The organism is Streptomyces sp. NPDC102467 (genome assembly GCF_044765445.1).
Taxonomy (GTDB): Bacteria; Actinomycetota; Actinomycetes; order Streptomycetales; family Streptomycetaceae; genus Streptomyces.
Genome location: NZ_JBIWKA010000010.1, coordinates 130,463 through 149,852, shown reverse-complemented (window position 1 = coordinate 149,852; position 19,390 = coordinate 130,463). Strand labels below are relative to the sequence as shown.

Annotated in this window: 22 protein-coding genes and 1 riboswitch; of the genes, 3 read left to right on the top strand and 19 right to left on the bottom strand. The window is 66.2% G+C overall.

The genetic code is table 11. The annotated features are described in order from the left end of the window. Window positions 1-178: 178 nt before the first annotated feature. The 4 genes from ACIREE_RS22050 to ACIREE_RS22035 all read right to left on the bottom strand — a co-directional run bounded on the left by ACIREE_RS22050 (window position 179) and on the right by ACIREE_RS22035 (window position 4,543). Entirely contained in the window at window positions 179-1,423 is a 1,245-nt protein-coding gene (locus ACIREE_RS22050; RefSeq protein ID WP_404154641.1) for a tyrosine-type recombinase/integrase, read from the bottom strand. 90 nt (window positions 1,424-1,513) lie between these two features. Further along, window positions 1,514-1,786 (bottom strand): helix-turn-helix transcriptional regulator, encoded by a 273-nt coding sequence (locus ACIREE_RS22045; RefSeq protein WP_404154638.1) that lies wholly within the window; start codon window positions 1,784-1,786, stop codon window positions 1,514-1,516. A gap of 26 nt (window positions 1,787-1,812) precedes the next feature. Beyond that, the gene (locus tag ACIREE_RS22040) at window positions 1,813-3,273 is read right to left on the bottom strand and encodes a phage/plasmid primase, P4 family (protein ID WP_404154636.1); all 1,461 of its coding nucleotides are present in this window, start codon (window positions 3,271-3,273) and stop codon (window positions 1,813-1,815) included. A 346-nt stretch (window positions 3,274-3,619) separates the two neighbouring features. Then, window positions 3,620-4,543: a bifunctional DNA primase/polymerase gene (locus tag ACIREE_RS22035; protein WP_404154633.1), complete on the bottom strand. Its 924-nt coding sequence runs from the start codon at window positions 4,541-4,543 to the stop codon at window positions 3,620-3,622. A 95-nt stretch (window positions 4,544-4,638) separates the two neighbouring features. Here ACIREE_RS22035 and ACIREE_RS22030 point away from each other — a divergent pair, with 95 nt between their 5' ends. Further along, the gene (locus tag ACIREE_RS22030; protein WP_404154630.1) at window positions 4,639-5,217 is read left to right on the top strand and encodes a hypothetical protein; all 579 of its coding nucleotides are present in this window, start codon (window positions 4,639-4,641) and stop codon (window positions 5,215-5,217) included. A 25-nt stretch (window positions 5,218-5,242) separates the two neighbouring features. On the opposite strand, the gene ACIREE_RS22025 is transcribed toward ACIREE_RS22030, so the two are convergent. From ACIREE_RS22025 to ACIREE_RS21975, 11 genes are all read right to left on the bottom strand, one after another. Further along, window positions 5,243-5,686 (bottom strand): hypothetical protein, encoded by a 444-nt coding sequence (locus ACIREE_RS22025; RefSeq protein ID WP_404154627.1) that lies wholly within the window; start codon window positions 5,684-5,686, stop codon window positions 5,243-5,245. A gap of 18 nt (window positions 5,687-5,704) precedes the next feature. Next, a complete protein-coding gene (locus ACIREE_RS22020) occupies window positions 5,705-5,890 on the bottom strand; it encodes a hypothetical protein (RefSeq protein ID WP_404154624.1) in 186 nt (61 codons plus the stop codon). A gap of 163 nt (window positions 5,891-6,053) precedes the next feature. Further along, complete coding sequence (locus ACIREE_RS22015; protein ID WP_404154621.1) at window positions 6,054-6,305, bottom strand: hypothetical protein; 252 nt, start codon at window positions 6,303-6,305, stop codon at window positions 6,054-6,056. A 141-nt stretch (window positions 6,306-6,446) separates the two neighbouring features. Next, entirely contained in the window at window positions 6,447-8,633 is a 2,187-nt protein-coding gene (locus tag ACIREE_RS22010) for a cell division protein FtsK (protein WP_404154618.1), read from the bottom strand. A gap of 81 nt (window positions 8,634-8,714) precedes the next feature. Beyond that, entirely contained in the window at window positions 8,715-9,095 is a 381-nt protein-coding gene (locus ACIREE_RS22005; RefSeq protein WP_404154616.1) for an RRQRL motif-containing zinc-binding protein, read from the bottom strand. Continuing rightward, a complete protein-coding gene (locus ACIREE_RS22000; protein ID WP_404154614.1) occupies window positions 9,095-10,204 on the bottom strand; it encodes a conjugal transfer protein in 1,110 nt (369 codons plus the stop codon). Before ACIREE_RS22000 ends, ACIREE_RS22005 begins: the two co-directional genes overlap by 1 nt. Beyond that, a complete protein-coding gene (locus tag ACIREE_RS21995; protein ID WP_404154612.1) occupies window positions 10,201-10,416 on the bottom strand; it encodes a hypothetical protein in 216 nt (71 codons plus the stop codon). The genes ACIREE_RS22000 and ACIREE_RS21995 overlap by 4 nt, the downstream gene beginning before the upstream one ends. Next, window positions 10,413-10,859 carry a Pycsar system effector family protein gene (locus ACIREE_RS21990; protein ID WP_404154609.1) on the bottom strand — a complete coding sequence of 149 codons (447 nt, stop codon included), beginning with the start codon at window positions 10,857-10,859 and terminating at the stop codon, window positions 10,413-10,415. Before ACIREE_RS21990 ends, ACIREE_RS21995 begins: the two co-directional genes overlap by 4 nt. Then, on the bottom strand, window positions 10,856-11,125 hold the full coding sequence (locus ACIREE_RS21985; RefSeq protein ID WP_404154606.1) for a DUF6284 family protein: 270 nt from the start codon (window positions 11,123-11,125) through the stop codon (window positions 10,856-10,858). The genes ACIREE_RS21990 and ACIREE_RS21985 overlap by 4 nt, the downstream gene beginning before the upstream one ends. A gap of 187 nt (window positions 11,126-11,312) precedes the next feature. Next, window positions 11,313-11,726 (bottom strand): NUDIX domain-containing protein, encoded by a 414-nt coding sequence (locus ACIREE_RS21980; protein ID WP_404154603.1) that lies wholly within the window; start codon window positions 11,724-11,726, stop codon window positions 11,313-11,315. A gap of 103 nt (window positions 11,727-11,829) precedes the next feature. After that, window positions 11,830-12,021, bottom strand: a complete 192-nt coding sequence (locus ACIREE_RS21975) for a hypothetical protein (RefSeq protein WP_404154601.1) — start codon at window positions 12,019-12,021, stop codon at window positions 11,830-11,832. A gap of 587 nt (window positions 12,022-12,608) precedes the next feature. On the opposite strand from ACIREE_RS21975, the gene ACIREE_RS21970 reads away from it, so the two are divergent. Continuing rightward, window positions 12,609-13,004 carry a GntR family transcriptional regulator gene (locus ACIREE_RS21970; protein ID WP_404154598.1) on the top strand — a complete coding sequence of 132 codons (396 nt, stop codon included), beginning with the start codon at window positions 12,609-12,611 and terminating at the stop codon, window positions 13,002-13,004. Between the two features lie 216 nt (window positions 13,005-13,220). Here ACIREE_RS21970 and ACIREE_RS21965 read toward each other — a convergent pair whose 3' ends face one another. The 4 genes from ACIREE_RS21965 to ACIREE_RS21950 all read right to left on the bottom strand — a co-directional run bounded on the left by ACIREE_RS21965 (window position 13,221) and on the right by ACIREE_RS21950 (window position 17,577). After that, window positions 13,221-13,799, bottom strand: a complete 579-nt coding sequence (locus tag ACIREE_RS21965; protein ID WP_404154595.1) for a flavoprotein — start codon at window positions 13,797-13,799, stop codon at window positions 13,221-13,223. Further along, window positions 13,781-15,016, bottom strand: a complete 1,236-nt coding sequence (locus ACIREE_RS21960) for a helix-turn-helix domain-containing protein (protein ID WP_404154592.1) — start codon at window positions 15,014-15,016, stop codon at window positions 13,781-13,783. The genes ACIREE_RS21965 and ACIREE_RS21960 overlap by 19 nt, the downstream gene beginning before the upstream one ends. A 168-nt stretch (window positions 15,017-15,184) precedes the next feature. Then, the gene (locus ACIREE_RS21955; protein WP_404154589.1) at window positions 15,185-16,045 is read right to left on the bottom strand and encodes a DNA adenine methylase; all 861 of its coding nucleotides are present in this window, start codon (window positions 16,043-16,045) and stop codon (window positions 15,185-15,187) included. After that, a complete protein-coding gene (locus ACIREE_RS21950; protein WP_404154586.1) occupies window positions 16,042-17,577 on the bottom strand; it encodes a hypothetical protein in 1,536 nt (511 codons plus the stop codon). Before ACIREE_RS21950 ends, ACIREE_RS21955 begins: the two co-directional genes overlap by 4 nt. Before the next feature lie 502 nt (window positions 17,578-18,079). Between ACIREE_RS21950 and rlmN the strand changes: the two genes are divergently transcribed. After that, on the top strand, window positions 18,080-19,186 hold the full coding sequence (gene rlmN, locus ACIREE_RS21945) for a 23S rRNA (adenine(2503)-C(2))-methyltransferase RlmN (RefSeq protein WP_404154583.1): 1,107 nt from the start codon (window positions 18,080-18,082) through the stop codon (window positions 19,184-19,186). A 63-nt stretch (window positions 19,187-19,249) separates the two neighbouring features. Beyond that, a riboswitch (TPP riboswitch) is annotated at window positions 19,250-19,367 on the top strand. Window positions 19,368-19,390 lie beyond the last annotated feature (23 nt).

Below are 19,390 nucleotides of genomic sequence, written 5' to 3'. Positions count from 1 at the left end.
CCTCACGTCGAATTTGGCGAAGCCATTGGGACTGCTGAGCATGTTCTTGGCTGCGCCCAGCAACTCTCGCTGAGAGGACGGCTCCGCCCGCACCGACTGCGGCGCCGAGTAGACCCGAAGCTGAGCTGATGATCGCTATAACCCCCGCATCCATACGGAGCATTGTGCAGGCCCAGGTCTACGATTGGGCTTGAACTGTCGAACCCAAGACCTCATCGATCGCCCGACGAGTCCGTTCCTGGCTCGACGGCATGAGATGGGCGTACACCCGAAGCGTCAATGCCGGGTCGGTGTGCCCCAGGTACTGGCTGACGGCCTTGATGTTCTCGCCGGCGTCCAACAGAGCGGACGCGTAGAAGTGCCTCAGCGCGTGCATGCCGTGCTCGCGGGCGGAGCCGTGCTTGCCGTTCTCTCCGGCGTCAGGGATGAGGCCAGCCAAGGCCAGAGCGGGCTTCCACTCCTGGATGTTGAAGTTGCTTCGCCACACGACCCCGCTCGCGGTGTTCGTGAACAGGAGGCGGGCCGACACCTTCGGTCCGTCCGGCTTCCGCCACGGCAACGTGATCTCAACCGGCTTGTAGGAGTCCATGTGGGTACGCAGAGCTTCCGCGACTGATGCCGGCAGCGGTACATCCCGCTCCTTGCCACACTTCGGCGGGGCGAATACAGCCTTTCCCCGGATGAGCTTCACCTGCCGAACTACCCGCAGGATTCCGCCCTCGAAATCGATTGCGTCCTCGGCGAGTCCCACGACTTCGCCCTGTCGGAGCCCGCACCCTGCGCCCGTGTCCACCATGGTCCGGTAGCGCTCGGGGAGCGCAGCACGAACGGCGTGTACCTGGGTGGGCAGCCACGGCACGACGCGCCGCCGCTCGACTGTCGGCGGGCGGACCGACTTCGCGGAGCACGGGTTCCGCGGCAAAAGGCCGTCGTCCACGGCTGCGCTCAGCACAGCGCGTACGTCGCCGTAGATATTGCGCGCGTACGCTCCGCCCACCGCGGGGTCGTTCTCCAGAGCGCTCGTGAGTTCGCGGATGTGCTCAGGACGGAATGAGTCCAGCGGCCGCGTGCCCACGACGGGGAACGCGTGCAGGCGTAGCCGCTGTTCGGTGACGATCTGGCTGGACAGGTCAGCACTGTGGGCCGTGAGCCACTTCTCGGCGTAGCCCTTGAAGGTGATTCGGGCTGCGTGCGGGTCGATGTAGTGGCCGCGTGACATGTCCGATGCGGTGTTGGTGAGCCACTTCTCGGCGAGCCGCTTCTGTCCGTCGGGGAAGCTCTTGGACTTCTCGGTGCCGTCGGGGCCGATGTAGCGGGCGCGGTAGCGCAGGCCAATGCCGTAGCGGTCGCTCTTAACGCGGGCGGTCTTACCGTCGGGGGTGGTCTCAGTCTTGAACCAGCGGTCTTGGATGTGGCCTGCCATTGGAGACGCGATCCCTTCTGGGCATGCGGAAGGGAGGGGCACGGGTGTGCCCCTCCCTTGGGGTGTCGAGCTGTGTGGTGCCTGGTCGTGTCAGGCTGCGTCTCGGTCTGCGTGCTTGCGTTCGGTGACGTAGGCGCGGATGTCAGCGGGGTCGTAGCGGACATGCCTGCCGATGCGGAAGCCAGGCGGGCCGGTGCGCTTCTTGCGCCACTGGTAGACGGTTTCGAGCGGAACCTCGAAGATCTCGGCGATGTCGCCGGGGGTGAGGTACCGATCGGGCAGGCCGCCCCGGAGGGTGGCGCGGGGATCAGCTTTGACGGGGGTGGGCGCGCTCACTGGAGCCTCCGTGAGTTGGAAATACATTGCTCTGAGTCGCGACTCATCGGCACTCAACGGCACTCAGAGGGGCTTTGAGACGCGCTGAGTCGCGACTCAGGCAAATGTGGTTCGTACTGAGCGAGGGTGATCCCGTTGTAGGTGACCACCTGCCGGCCGTACTCGTCGCGGGGCCGTGTGCGGTTGAGCTGGGGTACGACGGACAGCAGGTTGCGGCCGAACACCTGCTTTGTGCCGGGGCGCACGCCGTTGTCCTCGGCCCACTCGCGCCACACGTTCCACAGGGCGTCCACGGGCACGCTGCATGCGGGTCCGGTGGTGCAGCGCTCGCGGACGAATGCGCTGGTCGGTGAGGCGGTGTCCTGCATGGTGGTGACCGCTTCGCGGCTGGACTGGGGTTCTGTGATGCGGCCGGTCCGCTGGAGACGGGCCAGGCCGTCAAGGGCCCAGTTGAGGATGCCGGGCATTTCTGCGGCGAGGCGGTCGGTGAGGGTGGTGTCTTCCTTGCCCAGCCACGACACCCGCATGTTGAGCAGGACGAATCGTTTGGCGATGACGCCGGATGAGTCTCCGAAGTGCGGCAGCTCGTTGGACAACAGCATCAACCGGGTGGGCAGCCGTCCCGTCCATTGCTCGCGGTACTTGCGGTCGACGTCGATGGTGTCTTCACCGGAGATCGTCAGCAGCCGCTCGACCACTTGACTGTTGTCGCTGCCGGACAGCCGGGCGTCGGAGATGACCGCGAGCGGCTTGCCGATCAGGGTGGACAGTCCGAAGTTCGTGCCGAGTCCGGCCAGGGTGGGACCGGCAAGGTTTTCCTTGCCGACCAGCTCTTTGAGGACGCGTGCGATGGTGCCCTTTCCTGATCGGGAGGGACCGACGATCAACATGACCTTCTGCTGGTCGGTCCGGCCCGAGAGCACGTATCCGAACCACTCTTGAAGCGCGTGGATCGCGTCGAGGTCGTCGGGCCAGATCTGGGCCAGGAACCTTTCCCAGGCTGGGGCGGTCGCGGTGGGGTCGTAGGCGAAGGGGACGGATACGAGGTTGAAGAAGTGCGGTCCGTGGGGGAGGAGCGCACGGTCTTTAATCCTGAGCAGGCCGTTCTCACAGGCCACGATCGTCCCGCCGTCCTGCTCGCTCACCTCGCCGTTGGTGTCGAGCCAGACCGGGGCATCGGTGCCGGTGGGCAGCAGGGTGATCGCGCCGAGCGCGTCGAGAAGGTTGCTGATCTTCTGCTTGGTCGGTGCCCACTCCCGCGCTTCGGGCTGTCCGTCCTTGCCGGGCACGTAGAACAGGGCGTGTTCCAGGCGTCGGTACATCGAGGCGCGCATCTGGGCGTCGTCCAGCTCGCGCCAGCTGGAGCCGTTCCAGCGCATCCAGGAGGCACGCCAGCGGCGGCAGACGAGTTGCCCGTCCTCGGTCTGCCAGTCGGGCAGCAGACGGCGGGCGACGGCCAACGGGTTTGAGGGCGCGGGCAGTTCCTCGCCCTCGATCGTGCTGGGGTCCATCATGCGGCGGCCCTCCCTTCCTGGGGGGTGCGGAGCGGGCAGAGGTCACGGTGTCCGGTGTGGTCGCTGATCAGGGCGAGCACCCTGCGGTGTCCGACGGCGCTGCGGTCCCATCCGCACAGGCATGTTGACGTTGCGGTCGGCGTCGCGCCGCGCGGGGCAGTGATGCGCAGCCATGCGACGGGGTACCGGCCGTCTCCGGTCTGCGGGTCACGGCGAACAGCAGTGAGGACGCCTTCGGCGACTTCCTTCGGGGCGCCAACGGCCCCGGCGTCCACGGGTCGTGTGGCGGCACGGAGGCAGGTGGGCTTGTCGGGTAGGCCTTCCAAGGGGAGACGGGTACGGCCGGTCATGCTGCTTCCCGCGGTCGGACGGTGCGGGCGGAGCTGTCCAGGGCGCTGCGGATGGTGGCGCGGCACTCGGCCGGCGTCAGTCCGCTCGCCTCCCCCGCCCCTTGGAAGGCCTCCTCCACCACATGCCGGGGGAGGTCGCCCCACGCGACGAACCGCCCCACTTTGAAGGCGCACCGGTTCAGCGTGGTGTTGCGCTGCTTGTCCGGTGCCGCCGCGACGATGGCGCACTCCGCGTCCAGGGCGGCCAGAGCTGCGCGGCTCCCGTCGGCCGCAGGAAGCCTCAGTGGCCCCGTGGCGCGAACGGGAGTGGGTTTGAGGATGGTGTGTAGCCATCCGGGCAACGGGAGCGCCACAGAGTCGCTCAGGACTTCGTACGGTCCGCTGTTGGTGGTGCTGCCCGCGGCGACGACGTATCCGCCCCATGCTCGAGTGTCCACCAACTCTCCGATGGTTCCTGCGGTGTTGGCGAGTTGGGTGCCCTCCGGGATGGCGAAGTACAGATGCTGTCCGCCGCTCGCGGTCCGCACTCGGTAGGTGTTGGGGACGGCGTGCCCTGTGCGCTCGCAGAGCGCCGCAAAGGTCGCCGCGCCGCAAGGCGCGTCCCCATTACTCTTGTCCTTGGGCATGTCCAAGTCGACGACCAGCAGCCCGGAAGGGCCGGTGGCAATACCGACGTTGAACGCCCCCGCGCTCCAGGCGGCGCGGATGCGGGCGGGGTCGGTGGTGGCGCGCTGTTCCCACTTCGAGTGTCCGCCAGCGCACTGGCCGGTGCCCGGGCAGGCGGCTTCGCCGTGGAGGGCGGGCCGCTTGGTGCCTGGGCGTAGGGGGAAGACGTGCCAGCCGCGAGCAGCGGCGTCCAGTGCTGCGTTTCGCAGGTGCCTTGGGGAAGGGTCTCGCGGGTTGTGAGTGGGTTGGGTCATTCTGAGTTCTCCAGTTCCCGTGAGCTGGGGCAGGGGGCAGCCGCGGACTTTGGCGAGACGTCGGCTGCCCTCGTCTGGGCGGAGTCAGGGGGGCCATGAATAGCGCGGTGATTGCTCTGGTTGTTGGGGTGTGCGGTGTGATGGGCACGCTGCTGGCCCCGGTCCTCTCCCAGCGTTCTCAGGCCAGAGCTCTGGAAGCAGACTTTGAGCGGCACCAGCAAGCGGACGGAGCTCAATGGCGGCGCGAGCAGGAACGCGTGGGGTTGGAGCAACGGCGCACGTGCTACGTGGACACGAACGCTGCTTTCCGCAGGTATCGGGTTCAGTTGATGAACTTCCTGTACTTCGTCCACCGAGGTGAGGTGGACGAAGTAGCCAGCCAGGAACTTGAAGCAGCGCGTCAAGCGCATCACGCGGCTTTTGCCGAGGCTCAGATGGTTGCTTCTGCCTCGGTTCTTGGTCACTTGGATGAGCTGGCTCTTGCTCTCGGGCAGAGCTACCGCAGGACGAAAAATCTGCAAGAGGGTCACCCAGAACCGAACGGATCTTTCGAAGAGATTGAGGCGTACTTAAGCTGGCTCTGGGAGCGTTGGGATGCAATGCGGGGTGCTATGCGTGCTGATTTAGGCATCAGCGACGTACCGCGCACGCCACCGTCGAGTGGCTCCCTGTGAGTGCGGAATGCCTCCGTAGGGCCTATCAGCCGTGGAAGTGGTTGCGCTTGATCACGGCCCTGCGGATGTTGACCGTGGTCCCGCCGCGTGAGGCGCCGAGGACCTGCACAGCGACCCAGCCGCCGAAGATGACGGCGGCCAGGATGATGAGCTGGTGGATGAGCGCGGCGAGTGCGGCGATGAACGTGGTGAGCAGCAGCAGGCCGCCGCAGACCGCGAGGAAGCCGACGCCTCCGAGCGCGATGTTCACCGCGGCCCTCGACACGACCGGCTTGGCCACGACCGGTTCGGGCTTGGTCGCGTCGATGGCGTAGCCGGTGACCACGCGGCCGTCGGGCAGGACGATGGACTGCACGGCGGGAATCTGGCCGTTCTGTACGGGCAACATCGGCGCCCCGGCCGCTATCGGGGTGGGGTAGTGGACGGTGCCGGCCGTCTCGGCCGGGCGGTAGGTGGTGGGCTCGTTCACGGCCTGTCCTCTCACTGCTCAGGTGTTGGGGAGGGCGCTGATGAGCGCGCTCATGAGGTCGTCGATGGTTCCGGCGGCGCCGGTGCTGGCGAGGTAGAAGCCGAACAGCGCGGCCACGAGCGCGGTGCCGTAACCCTTATTGGCGCGCAGGAGCAGGGCGAGGATCAGCCCGAACAGCAGGACCAGGGAGATGTGCACGGCCACGGGAAACTCCTTTGACGGGGCGGGGGTTGGGGGATTGGCTGTGCGTGTCCTCGGGTGCTGGCAAGCTCGGGTGACTGGCCGACGGTTGCGCCCGCCTAGCTCTGGCAACGAGCGGGGTACGTCTGATGACGGGCACCGTCGGCCGTCTCGCGTTCCGAGCCGGTCAGCGGGTGCCGTCGCGGTAGGTGCGGGCCCACAGGTTGTAGAGGTGGCGGCCGAGGCGGATGCGCTTGCCGGTGGCCTTGCAGTGGCGGCAGTCGTGGCCGCGCTTCTGGCGCCCTTTGCGGTCGGTCTTGATGTCGTGGCCCATGCCGTTGCAGCGCGGGCAGTCACGGAACGGGACCGTGGCACACATCCCGGCGTAGCAGAGCGTGATGAGCAGGATGAAGGCGATAGCGAGCAGGGTGGAGCTCATGGCGGGCCCTCCCAGGCGGTTTCCGGGGGTTTTCGCAGGTGGGCCGCTATCCGCTAGCAGCCTGATCAGAGCAGGTTTGGGGCGCTAGCGGGGCCGCTAACGTTAGCGGGATGTGCCGCTAGCGCTAGCGGCCCCGGAGGGTCAGGACGCGTCCCGCTTTCCGTCACGCTCCGCGATCGCGGTGGTGATGTGGGAGCGGTCGACGCCGCGCCGGTTGACGACCTTGCCGTTCACGCGGCGGCCCACCTGGATGGTGGTGATGCCGTGCGGCTTGAGCGCGGCGGCGAGCGCGTCGGGCTCCCAGCCGTCGTAGACCTCGGGGCGCAGTTCGGCCAGCCGCGCCACGACCGTCTCGGACCACACCTTGGCCTCCTTGGCGGGGATCACGGCGAGGATGTCGGCGAGCAGGTCGTAGGCGCTCGCGGTCACCTCCGGTTCCTCGCCGAGCGCGTAGCCGGACAGGAATCCGGCCTTCTCGCGGGCGGCGCGGGCGCGGGCGGCGATCCGCTCGGCGTCGCGGCCGTCGACGTAGACGGAGCGCACGATGCTGGCGTCCGAGCCCTCACCGACCAGGTAGTGGATGCCCTTGTCACCCCAGGCGAACATGGTCGCCCGTACCCCGCGCTTGTAGGCGGAGGTGCCGAGCACCATGTCGTTCTCCAGCTGGCCCATGACCTTCAGGCACAGCCGCAGCGACGCGTTCGCGCTGATGCCGGTGGGCAGTGACTTGGCGTCCGGGCGCTGGGTGGCCAGCAGGAGCACGATGCCGGTGGCCGGGCCGCGCTTGACCAGGTCGGTGAAGATCTCCTCGAACTCCTTGCCGTGCTCGGCGTGCTCGAACAGGACCTGGCACTCATCCACCCCGACGACGATCGGGTGCAGTCCGAGCGAACGCTTGTCGGCAAGTGCGCTGGTCACCTTGGACTCCGGGCAGATGTCCCGGGGCAGGGACCGGATCACCTTGGTCCGCCGGCGCAGCTCCTCGCGCAGCGCGCGGGCATCGTTCAGCGCGTAGGTGATGGTGTCGTCGTCGTCGCCCGCGCCGTGGCGGTGGGAGACGGCGTTGCCGACTGGGTCGAGGTCGCCGGTGCCCTTCATGTCGTAGGTGTGCACCTCGGCCCGCGGGTCCAGGGCGGCGATGAGCAGCAGCAGCCGCAGGAGGAATGTTTTGCCCATGCGGGGGATCGCGCCGATGATTCCCGCGATGTACATGAGGGTCAGCTCGGTCCAGCGTCCGCGCTGGTCAGTGGCGTAGGCGGCGGGCTTGAACAGGTCCACCGTGCCCGACTTGGCGAGCGGCCAGGCAGGCTGCCGGGCCTTGGACATGTCCTGATCGCCGACCCACAGCACGAGATGCCCGGTGTGCTCGTCCGGCACTGCTTCGGGCCACACACAGCCCAGCGGGCGGCGCAGACCAGAGGCGAGACGGTCCCGGCGCTCGATGACGTCGGTAACCGTGACACCGAAGGGCAGGTTCCCTTCGGCGCGCCAGCCAGGACCGTCGCGGGTGATCGGGGCGGTGAACTCGAACCCGTCCCGGCCCTTGCCCTGCGCCTGGTTGATGGCCGGGATGCCGAGCGCACCGAGCGCCCGCAACACGATGTCGCTGGTGAGCTTGGTCGCCTTGGGCATCTCGACGGCCCGGTGGATGACCGGGGCATCGGCCCGCCGGCCGTTGAAGCCCAGCGCCATGACCAGCGCAGATACCGACACCGTCTGAAGCCAGCCCGGGGCCAGCACGTACATGGCGAGCGCGGTGCCGAGCCCGACGAACAGGGCCAGGACCGTGACCAGGGTGCGCAGCCGCACCCTGCCGTCACGCTGCCGGGACAGCTTCAGGTACTCGGCGGCGTCCTCGCGGCGCACCGCGGCCAGCCGGACCGGCTCACCTTCGCGGTCGGCGACCCAGCGCATGGTGGAGCCGATGAACTTCGCGGCCCCGGTGGGGGATTGGAGGGCCAGGCGAAGGGCGTAGACCGGGGAGCGCAGTGCGTGATACCCGGCCGTGTGTAGGTAGTGCCGGGTCACCCAGGCGGTGGCGGTCTTCAGCTCATCGAGCGAGCGCAGCCAGACGGGGACGACCTCACGGCGCTTGGCGTTGATGAGGCGGCCTAGGTAGCCGGGGCCGGTCGCCCTGGCCGGGGAGTCGACCATCACGGTCGTCTCCGGGTCGACCGGCTCGCCCTTGGCCGAGGGCTCGGCTGCGGTTTCGGCGCGGGCGGATCGGGCCTTGTCGAGGTCGACCACGTTGCCGTCCGGGACGGTGCCGGCGGTCATCTCGGCTTCGAGTCGGGCGAACAGCTCGGGGTCGTCGTCGGGGTGCTTCACTGAGGGTTCCTCCGCTTCAGGGTGTGAGGGATGGCGGGCCCGATCGCGTGCTGTGAGAGGTGAGCGATCGGGCCCGCGCGTTCATGCAGCGTTCTGGGAATGCGGATAGGCGCAGGGCACGCACGTGCCGAGCGTGGGCGGGATGACGTATCCGGCATCCCGCCGGCACTCGGGGCAGGTGCGGCGTGCGCGGTTGGCTTTGGCGAGCGCGGCCCACTTGGCGAGCGTCATGGTCCGTATCGGCTTGGCCAGGTCGACGCGGTACAGGTACGCGGTCAGCGGCTCGCGCCGGCGGCGTGGGCGCAGGAGTTGAGCGGCGATGTCCTGCCCTCCGGGCCGCAGGCCGCGGGCCCGGAGCTGTCGGCGCGTTGCCATCCCGTCGGGGGCCAGCTTCCACGGGTAGGTGGGAAGGCCGAACCGCTCGCCCGCAGGGTCGAAGCAGTCGGCCAGCGACAGCCGCATCAGGCGGCCTTAAGGCCGCGTTCGGCGCGCAGGGTGTCGCGCAGCATCCGGGCGTTGGCCGGGGACGTGTGCAGGGCGCGGCGGATGCCCTCACCGGTCAGCTTGGCGTCCGCCCAACCGGCCGTTTCGGTACGCGCCTCGGCAAGCAGTTGGTCCGGTGTGCGCTTGGGTCGAAGCGGCTTCGCGGCGTCCGGCACACGGCCGGTTGCCCGGCGCGGACGACTCGATTCGGCGGGCACCGCGCGCGGCGCGATCGGGGCGACAGGCGCCGACTCGATCGCCCTGACGGGCTTGGTCGGAAGGGTCGACTTGATGAAGCCGACGGCCACCGGTCGAGGCAGTTCCTTGACGTTCGGCGTGATCGGTTCGGGGGCCGATACGGGCAGGTCAGCCGTAGACCGAATCCTCTTGGTCTCGGTAGATTCCTCCGCATTCGCTCCCAGGGCCGGTAGGGCGTCGGGGGTGAGGTGGAACATCGCCCCGAGCGCGGCGTCCGCCCCGATCGTGACGCGCTCCCGCTGAACATCGAGCAGGGGCGATCCGAGCGTCACATCCCCCGATCCGACCTTGCGGGCCAGCCGCCACGACGCCCGATCCGAGCGCTCACGGATCTTCTCGTCGGGGTGGTTGGCGGCGCGGGCCCGGTGATAGGCGAGGCGCTGCACGATCTCGACCGCGCGCCGCTCGCCCTCCGCGTCCCGTCCCTCGGTGTGCACCGCGATTCGGCGGGCCAGGAATGCCATCCCTTCAGCGGAGACGCACATGCCCATCGGGGTGATGGCGTAGATGACGGTGGTGCCCGGGTCATTAGCCGCCATCGGGGCCATCGCCGACGCGGCAGCAGGCAGCGCCCACAGACCGAGGCGCACGATGCGCGGGGACGCCTGCCCGAGCATGGTCAGACCGAGCAGCACCAGCGCGAGTACCGCGGTGGCGCCTTCGCCCGCGGCTACGGCGCCGAGTGCGGTGCCCTTACCGTAGGCGCCGCTGATGTTGGAGTAGGTGCCGATCCCGCCGAACGCGCCGGTGGCGAGCATCGGCACGAACGCCGCGCCCAGCACGATCAGCTGCATCCGGGTCAGTGGCCTACGAGCCGTGGTGGCAGTCATCGGGTACCGCCCTTCGAACCGGCGATGCGCCGGCCGAGCAGCACCCAGCCGACGAACTGCACCGCACTGCCCCCCACGGTTACCCATCGCCATCCGTGCCCGCCGGTCACCGCCGGCATCGTCGTGGCCAGGATCAGCGCCATGGCACCCAGCACGATCAGCACCAGCGGAAGACCGCTCAGGGGAGCCGAGTTGGCTTCTCGCTCCTTCATGCGGCGCCTCCCAGTGCGAGGACGGCGGTCGCGATGAGCAGCAGGCCGCCGATACGGGTGAGGTCGATCGCGCGGCGCAGGCCGGTGAACTTGGTGACGGCGATGCGGGACAGGCCCGCGATGTCGGCGGCGATGTCGGTGGCCACCGCGTCCCGGATCTGTTCCGGGGTGAGGGTGGCCCACAGCGGAAAGCCGTGTCGGCCCGACAGGTTCGGCCGCACCGAGGACAGCAGCAGCGCCGCGGCGCCCAGCAGCAGCGCGATTCCGGTAAGGCCCGAGGCGAGCACGGTGGAGGTGAGCGGGAGGTCGTGGCCTGCGCTCCATACGCCGGCCAGGACGGCGCCGATGAAGGCCAGCAGGAGACTGGCCTTGTTGTCGGTCCGCGAGATTTCCGCCTTCACCTCGGCGTGTGCGGCGGGCAGGTCCCGCACTGTGGCGTTCATGCGGCACCGCCGGACACGTTCGTCATGGCCGGGCGGTTGAGGAGAGCGACGCGAGCGGCCAGCGCCCGGCGACGGGCCCGGCGGATACGGCGCTCGTCCAGTTCGCTCGGCGTGCGGTCCAGCGTGACGATCTCGGCGTCCAGCAGGTCGACGTCCGCCAGGATGACGGGCATCTCCTGCTCGATCGCGTCCAGCTCCGCGGCCGTGGGCTCCATGATGTCGGTGAACGCGGTAACAGCGTCCTGAACAGTGACGATGTAGCTCATTGGGTCGTGTTCTCCCTAGCAGGTGGCAACGGCCCGAACAGCGGCCCCGGTGTTCGAGCACCGGGGCCGCGCGCCGTTGAAGTCGGTAGATCCGGCTCCCCTCGGCGCTGCTCGTGCGAGACGAGCAGCGGAGGCAACCGGCCGCAGCCGCTGAGCTGCGGAGAGGTCGAGACGCGGCGGGGCCGGGTCAGCCGTAGACGGCGGTCTGAACGATCCCGGCGTGGTCGAAAGCGAGCTGTTCGGGCAGGGCGTCCAGCGGGAACCAGCGGGCTTCCGTGGCGTCGTCTCCGGCCGTGGGGATCACGTCGGATCCGATCGTCACGGTGTAGGCCGCGGACACGTACCGTCCGCGCGGGTCGCGGTCCGGGGTGTCGAAAAGGCCGGAGAACTCCAGGTCGAGCGGGCGGACGCGGACGCCGGTCTCCTCGGCCAGCTCGCGGGCCGCGGCCTGGAGGCTGGTCTCCCCCGCGTCGACGTGACCGCCGGGGAGAGCCCAGTGCCCCTCGAAGGGGGCCCAGCCGCGCTTGATCAGGAGGATGTTGTGGTCGGGGTTGATCACGACGATGTCGGCGGTGTAGCGGATGACCTCGTGGTTCTCCATGTCTGCTCCCAGTGGTGGTGGCTGGTAGGCGTGCCGAAGTGCCCCGGCCGGGAGGCGAACTTCGACCGGCGGGGCGAAACGAACGAGTGAGGCGGTGCGAGTGTCAGAGCTTCTGCAGCTGGCCCGTGGCGCACAGAACCGAACCGGTGAGGACGCCGATGCGTCCGAGGGTCCACTTGCCGCCGGTCAGCGGACCGGGCGGCACCTCATCGACGATCCGGCCGGTCTTGCCGGCCGCTCGCGGGTTGTCCGAACAGGAGACGATCCGCACCTTGTCGCCAGACTTGAACGACATACGAACTCCCTTCACCAAGCCGGGGCGTGCCCGACTCGGAACCCCGAAGCGGGGCCGGTCATCCGGCTCCCCTCGACCCCGTCCGTACGGCCCGCCCAGCAGGGCGCCCGGACGGACGGAGGAGGCAACCGGCGCAGCGATAGCCGCCGCGACGCGGTGAGAAGTGACCGGTTGGCCGCGGCGCTCGTTCGCGCTCACGGACCGAGGGTGAAGCGGCGCCACCGTGCCGGGTCGATCACGGCCGCGCCCATCGCTTTCGTCGACTCACTGTCACTCCTTCGACTGGCTGAACAGGGGATACGCACTGCAAGGGGGACCTCGTCCCCACACTCCGGCCGTTGCTCGCGGTCGCCGGGCCACCTCGCCAGTTCGGGCCGAAGCCCTTTGCGTCCTACCTGGCCTTTAGCGGGATTGCAGCGTCCCCGCCCTGTGCATTCGTGCAGGTCAAACAGTTGAGGCACGCCGGATGGGAGCCCTTCCGGGTCCGCCGTTCGACGTGATTACAGATTGACCGAGGTCAATCTGAACGTCAAGAGGGTGCGGCCGAAGAGTCGGAGATTGACCTAGGTCCGGTTACTCTCGATGCCATGGATCAGAGCCCTGAAGCGCCCAAGCAGACGCCCATGGCCAAGGAGATCGCGGCGAGATTCCGCGAGAAGATCACGGGACCCAACCGCGAGTACGAACCCGGCGACCGGCTTCCGGCGGCGCGGACGCTCGCCAAAGATCTCGGTGTGCAGCTCATGACCGTTCAGAGCGCGTTCGGTCAACTTCGTGACGAGGGACTGGTCCTGACTCAGCAGGGCCGCGGCACGTTCGTCCGAGATCCTTCCGTGCCTCTTGGTACTGAGCCGGGGAGTAGTCCGGCGTTCACTGCCTTGGCGTCGGAACTCAGCACGATCCATGACGCGCTCCGCGTGCTCGGTGAGCGTATGGATCGCCTTGAGCGGCTCGTCGATACTGAGACTCCGCCCTCACCGTGAGGTCGTCCGCGCGCCTGGCTAGGTGTTCGACCTTGGCGCGGGCATCGCGCAAACTCGCCTCGATCACAGCGAGTTCAGCGGGAGTGAGGTCTCCCAGGCCGCCGTTTCGCTCATTGCTCCCTGACATGCCAATGAGCATGTAGTCGTCAACGACATAGGACCCGGACAGTCTGTCCGGGTCCTATGTCGTTGCAGGTCAAGTGCGTTGACGAACCGTCACTCGCTGGCCGCGTTCACCGCATCTAGTACTGCCGACCAGGGGAGCCCGCGCCCCGCCGGCGCTTCTCGCGGCTCATACAGCGGCCACACGTCCGGGCTGTCGACGACATGCACGCCGCCGGACCGCAGAGCCTTGATGTGGCTTTGCCACGCCGGGTGGCGAGCGTGCGCCGCGTTCACCCGCGGGAAGACGATGACCGGCAGAGAGAGAGTGCCGATAGCTTCGCCCACCTGTGTAAGAGCCTGGTTGTCCATCAGGCCCATCGCGAGCTTGGCCACCGTGTTGGCCGACGCGGGGGCAACCACGTAGCAGTCGACCGGCGGATGTGGGCGGGCCTCGCCGGGGAAGCGCGGCTCATCGCGGACAGGGAGGCCGGTTGCTTTCTCAAGCCGCTCCACCTCGCCACTGAGGCGCAGCCACTGGCCCGCGGTCGGTGTGAGCGTAACGGCCACCTGCCACCCGCGCTCGATCGCCGGTTCCACGAGGCCGGTACGGAGCGCCTCCACCCCACCGGCCCCAGACCCGACGATTCCGAGTACTCCACGCCCTTCGGACCTCACTGCACCGCCCTGCATCGTTGAGCCATCACGAACACTTCGGACGAACGCGAGCCTCCGGACACGGGAGCCTGCTTGATCAGGTCCCGCAGCGTCTCGCGCACCCTGGGATTGTTGCGTACGAGCTGCGGGGACGTGCGCTCAGCCGTTCGTAGCTCCGCAAATGACTCGTCGCCCTGCCCCGCCAGGGACAGGGCGCGTGCGTAGTCGATTCGGTGCGAGACGCTGCGCTCTTGCGGCATGTGGTCGACGTTGATCCGACCGTTCTCGACCACGTAGGAGATGTTGTCGAGGTCCAGCTCAACGGACAGACGGTGAAGCAGCACGTTCGTGGGCCCGAAGCCTGTCTGCCAGTAGTTCTCATCAGACCCGAGGTCCTCCGCCAGTTCCTCGGCACGGTTCAGCAAGCCTGTCGCGGCGGGGCGGTCCTGGTGACGAGCAGCCGCTACGGCGGCGCGCAGGTGAATCATGCCCAGCAGGCTCAGCGCTGCCGGGTCGTTCTCGGTGACCTGCGACGACAGCCAGGCGGCGGCAGTGTTGCCCAGCTCCAGGGCGTCGTCGTACCGGCCGTTGGCGAGCAGGGCATGAGTGCCGGAGCGTGCGGCCGACGCCAGCACGAGCGGATTGTCCGACTCGTCAGCGGCCCGCATCGCGCGCTCGGCAGCAAGCCATGAGATGTCTGACTCGCCGATCTTTGCGAGCGTCGTTGCCGCGAGGTGGTGCGTGCGGGCGGATACGGCCCAGCAGTCGCTACGGTCCTCACCACGCCGTGCCGCTCGTTCCTCCAGCTCTTGAGCGGTCTGCAGAAGCGCCGGCAGGGCCGCGATGACGCTGCCGAGTCGCCCACCCTGGTAGTCGTTCCAAGCGTGCTCAACGCGCACGGCCACGGGGGAGGGCGTCGGAAGCTGCACCTCGGCTTCAGGGCCGAAGAGCAAGCGGGACAGTCGGCGGGGGCTCATAAGGGCGTCACGCACTGCGGGCACGTCGTCCTGCTGTCGCTCGTCTTCTACGAGCACGGTCTGTCCGAGCAGGTCCCCGAGGGGAACGCGCATGATGCGTGACAACTCGGCGAGCATGTCGATCCGGGGAGGCTTGCGGCGCCCTGTTTCGATCTTTGCCAACCAGTCGGTGCTTCGGCCGACTAGTCCAGCCAGAACCTCCTGCGTGTAGCCGCGACGCTTGCGGTAGAACGCGATCCGCTCGCCGATGCTGAGGTGATCTCCCAAACCACGCATTGCGCGCTGCCTCCTGCTACTGGTCGGAGCCGTTCCACGGTACAGATCCGGTGATCGAGGCGATAGGTAGTCCTCCTCGATTGCTGCGAAGACAGCATTCAGCACACAACGGTGAGGGACCCGGACAGACTGTCCGGGTCCCTCACCGTTGTGTGCCTCGGCTACGTCTCACACCACCGTTAGCGCATCCGAGAAGACCATGACTTCGTTGGCCTTAGTTACCCTATGCGCTGAGTAGTTCAGGGAGAAGACTTCTCGGCGCCGCATATTGTAGAGATCTGCCACTCTGGGGACATTGTCGTACGTCAGCAACCACTTGGCGTCCTTCACGGCATTTAGGCATGCGGCGAGGTCGGAGTGGTTCGAATCCGCGAATGAGTTCAAGTAAAGAGAACCCGCCTTCTCGAAGTAAGGTGGGTCGGCATAAATTAGCGTGTTGTCGCGCTTTGAATACCTTTTGATTACCGACATGCCGTCAGAGTTGCTGACCGAGATTTTTTTGGCGTGCAGACTGATTAACCGCAGGCGCTCGATCAACGTTTCGCGATTGAAGCGAGCGTCAATTTTATAGTTGCCGGTCTGATCCATCCCGCCGATGGGGCCGCCGTTGAGCACGCCTGATCGATTAGTGCGATTCAAGAAAAACGTGGCGTAGCCGAGATTCAGGTAGTCGTCTCGGGGCGCATTGAGGTAGACGTCCTTCTGGCGGGACCATTCGGTCACGGTGAGCTCTGCGCGTTCGATCCGCCGTGTGATTTCTTGCGGCTCTGTGGTGATGGCCTTCCAGAAAGCGTAGATCGCAGGGTCGAGGTCGTTGATCACGATGCGTCGTACCTGACCGGTAACAAGAAGCCCTAAGGCGGCTCCAGCGCCACCGGCATAGGGTTCTACGTACGTTCCTCCGGTCAGGTCATTGGCCCGTACGATCTCTCGCAGTCTCGTGTAAAGCGAGGCCTTGCCTCCCGGGTAGCGTAACGGCGAGATGATTGGCTTTTTGTGGTGCCTCATGGGCGTGTCTGAATCGATCATGGCTTCAGCACCATCCTAATGAGACCTTCCATGCCATCCCAGCATGCCTTAACTTCTTCTGCCGTGGCAAAAACGTGGTGATTGTGGTTAATGGCGTTCATGTGGTCAATGGTCGGTATGTAGACTCCGATTTTGTTGCCTCGAATCTTCTGAATCACCTGAATGAAGGGAGTCTTTTTCGTCGACTTAACGTGATCCTCCAGCCAGGCTAGACATCCTCCCAGCTGTACGAATCCAGCTCCCTGCCTGCCTGAATGAGCCTTTAGGTCTACGCCGAGTTTTTCGGCGTAGGCTTTGATCGACTTCTCTAGAAATGTGCGAATCAGATCGAGTGTTGCGTTGGGGAATTTCTTGACGTTGATGACTGCGAGTTCTTCGCAGACTTTTCTAATGGAGGCGGGGTAGCTTGGATCGATTTTGATTTGACTGAGATTTAGGTAGTTCGAGGTAGATGCTCTCTGGTGGCTGCCTGGAGCTGATTGAGTTGCACTGCTGGGTGGTGCTTGCGTGCCTGGCTGAGACGTAAGTTGCGGGTGTGTTGAGTTGTTAGTTGAGGTTAGAGATCGTGCTTGTGAGGTATGTGGTGAGGTTGGTGTTTGCTGATCTCTCGACGAACCAGACTGCACTTTCTGGCCACTTGATGCGGTGGAATTCGAAGCGCTATCCACTGCCGTGACAAGTTCTCGCAGTTCGTCCATGTAGTCGGTATATGATTTGGCCCTCGTTGAGTTTAGGGTACGAGTATTGATATTTTTGCTCTTGATGTCGCCGACGATCTTCTCTGCGAGTCGCGCGAACTGCTGCGATGCTGCCCCCAGCTCAACAGTTGCAGTCTGCTCGTTTACCCGAATTTGCGCCAGGAGTAGAAACTCCTCATTAGAGTAGAGGCGAGCCAGTACGGAAACGGGAAAATTGCGAGTAGCGACGTAATCGGAGAGTGCGGGGTCTCTGTAGTGCGCATCTCGGAAAAATTGGAGAATCCGACTTCGTATGATGAACTTCTTGACCTCAACCGTTGGGTAATGGGAGATCAGGTATTCGGGTGATTTTCCGGCATCTATTTGAGCTTGGAAAAAAGCGGCTTGCCGTGAGGGAGACCAACCAACCCGTTGCGTCCCCGTGTGGATGGCCGCGATTAGCTGGTTTGCTTCGTCTTGATTTGGGGCGACCTTTACGGAAATACGTCGGAAGGTGTCCAGGGCTACAGCCTGAGTAGCTTTCTTGATACGGCCTTGGAATTCCGGTGCCAGGAAGGGGTTCTGCATGGCTTTGAGGGCTGCTATGCGTCTATTGCCTTCCACGACAACGAACTCCCCATCGCGCTTTAGCGCTATGGGGAGTTCGTGTGTCAACAGTCCAACCTTGCAAATGCTTTCAACGAGGGCTAACGCTTTCTCGTTGTGAAACAGGTCCTGAATTATGTCGGCCTGAAGCGAAGCGTCTTTGAGGTCGATCCGAACATTCAGTGGATCTAACTCAAGCTCATTAACAACGTCGACAGTAATTTCTTCCCACGCTGACATGTCGATCATCGGATCCCCACCCCTGTTGCCGCGACACCGTGCTGCGCCTGCGATCTTCCACTGACTTACAGCACTTGGCTCGCTACGGCAAGACCCTCAACTGAACGAATCTCGCTAGTAAGAGCGACTTCGGGGTCGCTCGCGCTTTAGAGGTCGGGCCTTGCTATTCCAGCGAGGCCGGATCGAGCATCCAGCCGTTCTCGTGTCTGCGACTGGACGGTATGGCGCGGAAACTCGACCCAGGCCAGTGTCGCAGTGTGCGATGCCGACGACCTTGGTGCTGAGTGTCACGCCGCGACTGGGGTTTTCGTCCTGCTGGCCACGGGGACGTGCAGCTACGCCATCCCGCAGCGCTCTGGCAGGTGCTCTGGCCAGCGTAAATTGCAATGGTGCTGGGCCGCCTGTGGGCCGTCCGAGGAGAACCCACCATGGCCGGGGACGACCAACGATGACCACGGCGTAGGGCCGAGACCCCAGGTCACGCCCGTTCGTCTGCCACACTGGTACAGCCATGCCTAAGCCCGGAGAACTCACTTTCGTTGCCCCCCGCGGAGCCAAGAAGCCGCCGCGGCACCTTGCCGACCTCTCGCCCGCCGAGCGGAAGGAAGCCGTTGCCGCGATCGGTGAGAAGCCGTTTCGCGCCAAGCAGCTGTCGCAGCACTACTTTGCGCGGCTCGCGCATGATCCCGCGGAGTGGACCGACATCCCCGCCGGTTCGCGCGAGAAGCTGCGGGAGGCGTTGCTTCCCGAGCTGATGACCGTCGTGCGGCATCTGTCGACCGACCAGGACACCACGCGCAAGACCCTGTGGCGGCTCTTCGACGGCACGCTCGTCGAGTCCGTGCTGATGCGGTACCCGGACCGGGTCACCATGTGTATTTCGTCCCAGGCCGGCTGCGGGATGAACTGCCCGTTCTGTGCCACCGGGCAGGCCGGTCTCGACCGGAACCTGTCGACCGGCGAGATCGTGCACCAGATCGTGGACGGGATGCGGGCGCTGCGTGACGGGGAGATCCCCGGTGGGCCGGCCCGGCTGAGCAACATCGTGTTCATGGGCATGGGTGAGCCGCTCGCCAACTACAAGCGTGTCGTGCAGTCCATCCGGGCGCTGACCGACCCCGAGCCCGACGGGCTCGGGCTCTCGCAGCGCGGTATCACCGTGTCGACGGTCGGGCTCGTCCCCGCCATCAACCGGTTCACCGACGAGGGTTTCAAGTGCCGCCTCGCCATCTCGCTGCACGCGCCCGACGACGAGCTGCGCGACACCCTCGTACCGGTCAATACACGGTGGAAGGTGCGGGAGGTGCTCGACGCCGGTTTCGAGTACGCCGCCAGGTCCGGGCGCCGGCTCTCCATCGAGTACGCCCTCATCCGTGACATCAACGACCAGGCGTGGCGCGGTGACCGGCTCGGCCGGATGCTCAAGGGCAAGCCGGTGCATGTGAACCTGATCCCGTTGAACCCGACGCCGGGCTCGAAGTGGACGGCGTCGCGGCCGGAGGACGAGAAGGCCTTCGTCGAGGCGATCGCGGCGCACGGTGTGCCCGTCACCGTCCGGGACACCCGTGGTCAGGAGATCGACGGGGCGTGTGGCCAGCTCGCCGCGACCGAGCGGTAGCCTGGACTCCAGTTGGTCCGAAGGGCTTCTGCTCCACGTAGTCTCAGTAGTACCTACATCTGCATATTCCGACAGGGGAGCGCCACAGCGCTGAGAGTGCGGCACCAGACCAATGGCAGGCCGCAGACCCTCTGAACCTCGCCCGGGTCATTCCGGGTAGGAAGTTCGGTCACCACTCATGCTGTTGCGCCCTGCCCGGAGATC

Bases quoted from the DNA above. Each gene is read 5' to 3' on its own strand.
- ACIREE_RS22050 (WP_404154641.1), bottom strand. From the start codon at position 1,423: ATGGCAGGCCACATCCAAGACCGCTGGTTCAAGACTGAGACCACCCCC.
- ACIREE_RS22045 (WP_404154638.1), bottom strand. From the start codon at position 1,786: ATGTATTTCCAACTCACGGAGGCTCCAGTGAGCGCGCCCACCCCCGTC.
- ACIREE_RS22040 (WP_404154636.1), bottom strand. From the start codon at position 3,273: ATGATGGACCCCAGCACGATCGAGGGCGAGGAACTGCCCGCGCCCTCA.
- ACIREE_RS22035 (WP_404154633.1), bottom strand. From the start codon at position 4,543: ATGACCCAACCCACTCACAACCCGCGAGACCCTTCCCCAAGGCACCTG.
- ACIREE_RS22030 (WP_404154630.1), top strand. From the start codon at position 4,639: ATGAATAGCGCGGTGATTGCTCTGGTTGTTGGGGTGTGCGGTGTGATG.
- ACIREE_RS22015 (WP_404154621.1), bottom strand. From the start codon at position 6,305: ATGAGCTCCACCCTGCTCGCTATCGCCTTCATCCTGCTCATCACGCTC.
- ACIREE_RS22005 (WP_404154616.1), bottom strand. From the start codon at position 9,095: ATGCGGCTGTCGCTGGCCGACTGCTTCGACCCTGCGGGCGAGCGGTTC.
- ACIREE_RS22000 (WP_404154614.1), bottom strand. From the start codon at position 10,204: ATGACTGCCACCACGGCTCGTAGGCCACTGACCCGGATGCAGCTGATC.
- ACIREE_RS21995 (WP_404154612.1), bottom strand. From the start codon at position 10,416: ATGAAGGAGCGAGAAGCCAACTCGGCTCCCCTGAGCGGTCTTCCGCTG.
- ACIREE_RS21990 (WP_404154609.1), bottom strand. From the start codon at position 10,859: ATGAACGCCACAGTGCGGGACCTGCCCGCCGCACACGCCGAGGTGAAG.
- ACIREE_RS21985 (WP_404154606.1), bottom strand. From the start codon at position 11,125: ATGAGCTACATCGTCACTGTTCAGGACGCTGTTACCGCGTTCACCGAC.
- ACIREE_RS21980 (WP_404154603.1), bottom strand. From the start codon at position 11,726: ATGGAGAACCACGAGGTCATCCGCTACACCGCCGACATCGTCGTGATC.
- ACIREE_RS21975 (WP_404154601.1), bottom strand. From the start codon at position 12,021: ATGTCGTTCAAGTCTGGCGACAAGGTGCGGATCGTCTCCTGTTCGGAC.
- ACIREE_RS21970 (WP_404154598.1), top strand. From the start codon at position 12,609: ATGGATCAGAGCCCTGAAGCGCCCAAGCAGACGCCCATGGCCAAGGAG.
- ACIREE_RS21965 (WP_404154595.1), bottom strand. From the start codon at position 13,799: ATGCAGGGCGGTGCAGTGAGGTCCGAAGGGCGTGGAGTACTCGGAATC.
- ACIREE_RS21960 (WP_404154592.1), bottom strand. From the start codon at position 15,016: ATGCGTGGTTTGGGAGATCACCTCAGCATCGGCGAGCGGATCGCGTTC.
- ACIREE_RS21955 (WP_404154589.1), bottom strand. From the start codon at position 16,045: ATGATCGATTCAGACACGCCCATGAGGCACCACAAAAAGCCAATCATC.
- ACIREE_RS21950 (WP_404154586.1), bottom strand. From the start codon at position 17,577: ATGATCGACATGTCAGCGTGGGAAGAAATTACTGTCGACGTTGTTAAT.
- rlmN (WP_404154583.1), top strand. From the start codon at position 18,080: ATGCCTAAGCCCGGAGAACTCACTTTCGTTGCCCCCCGCGGAGCCAAG.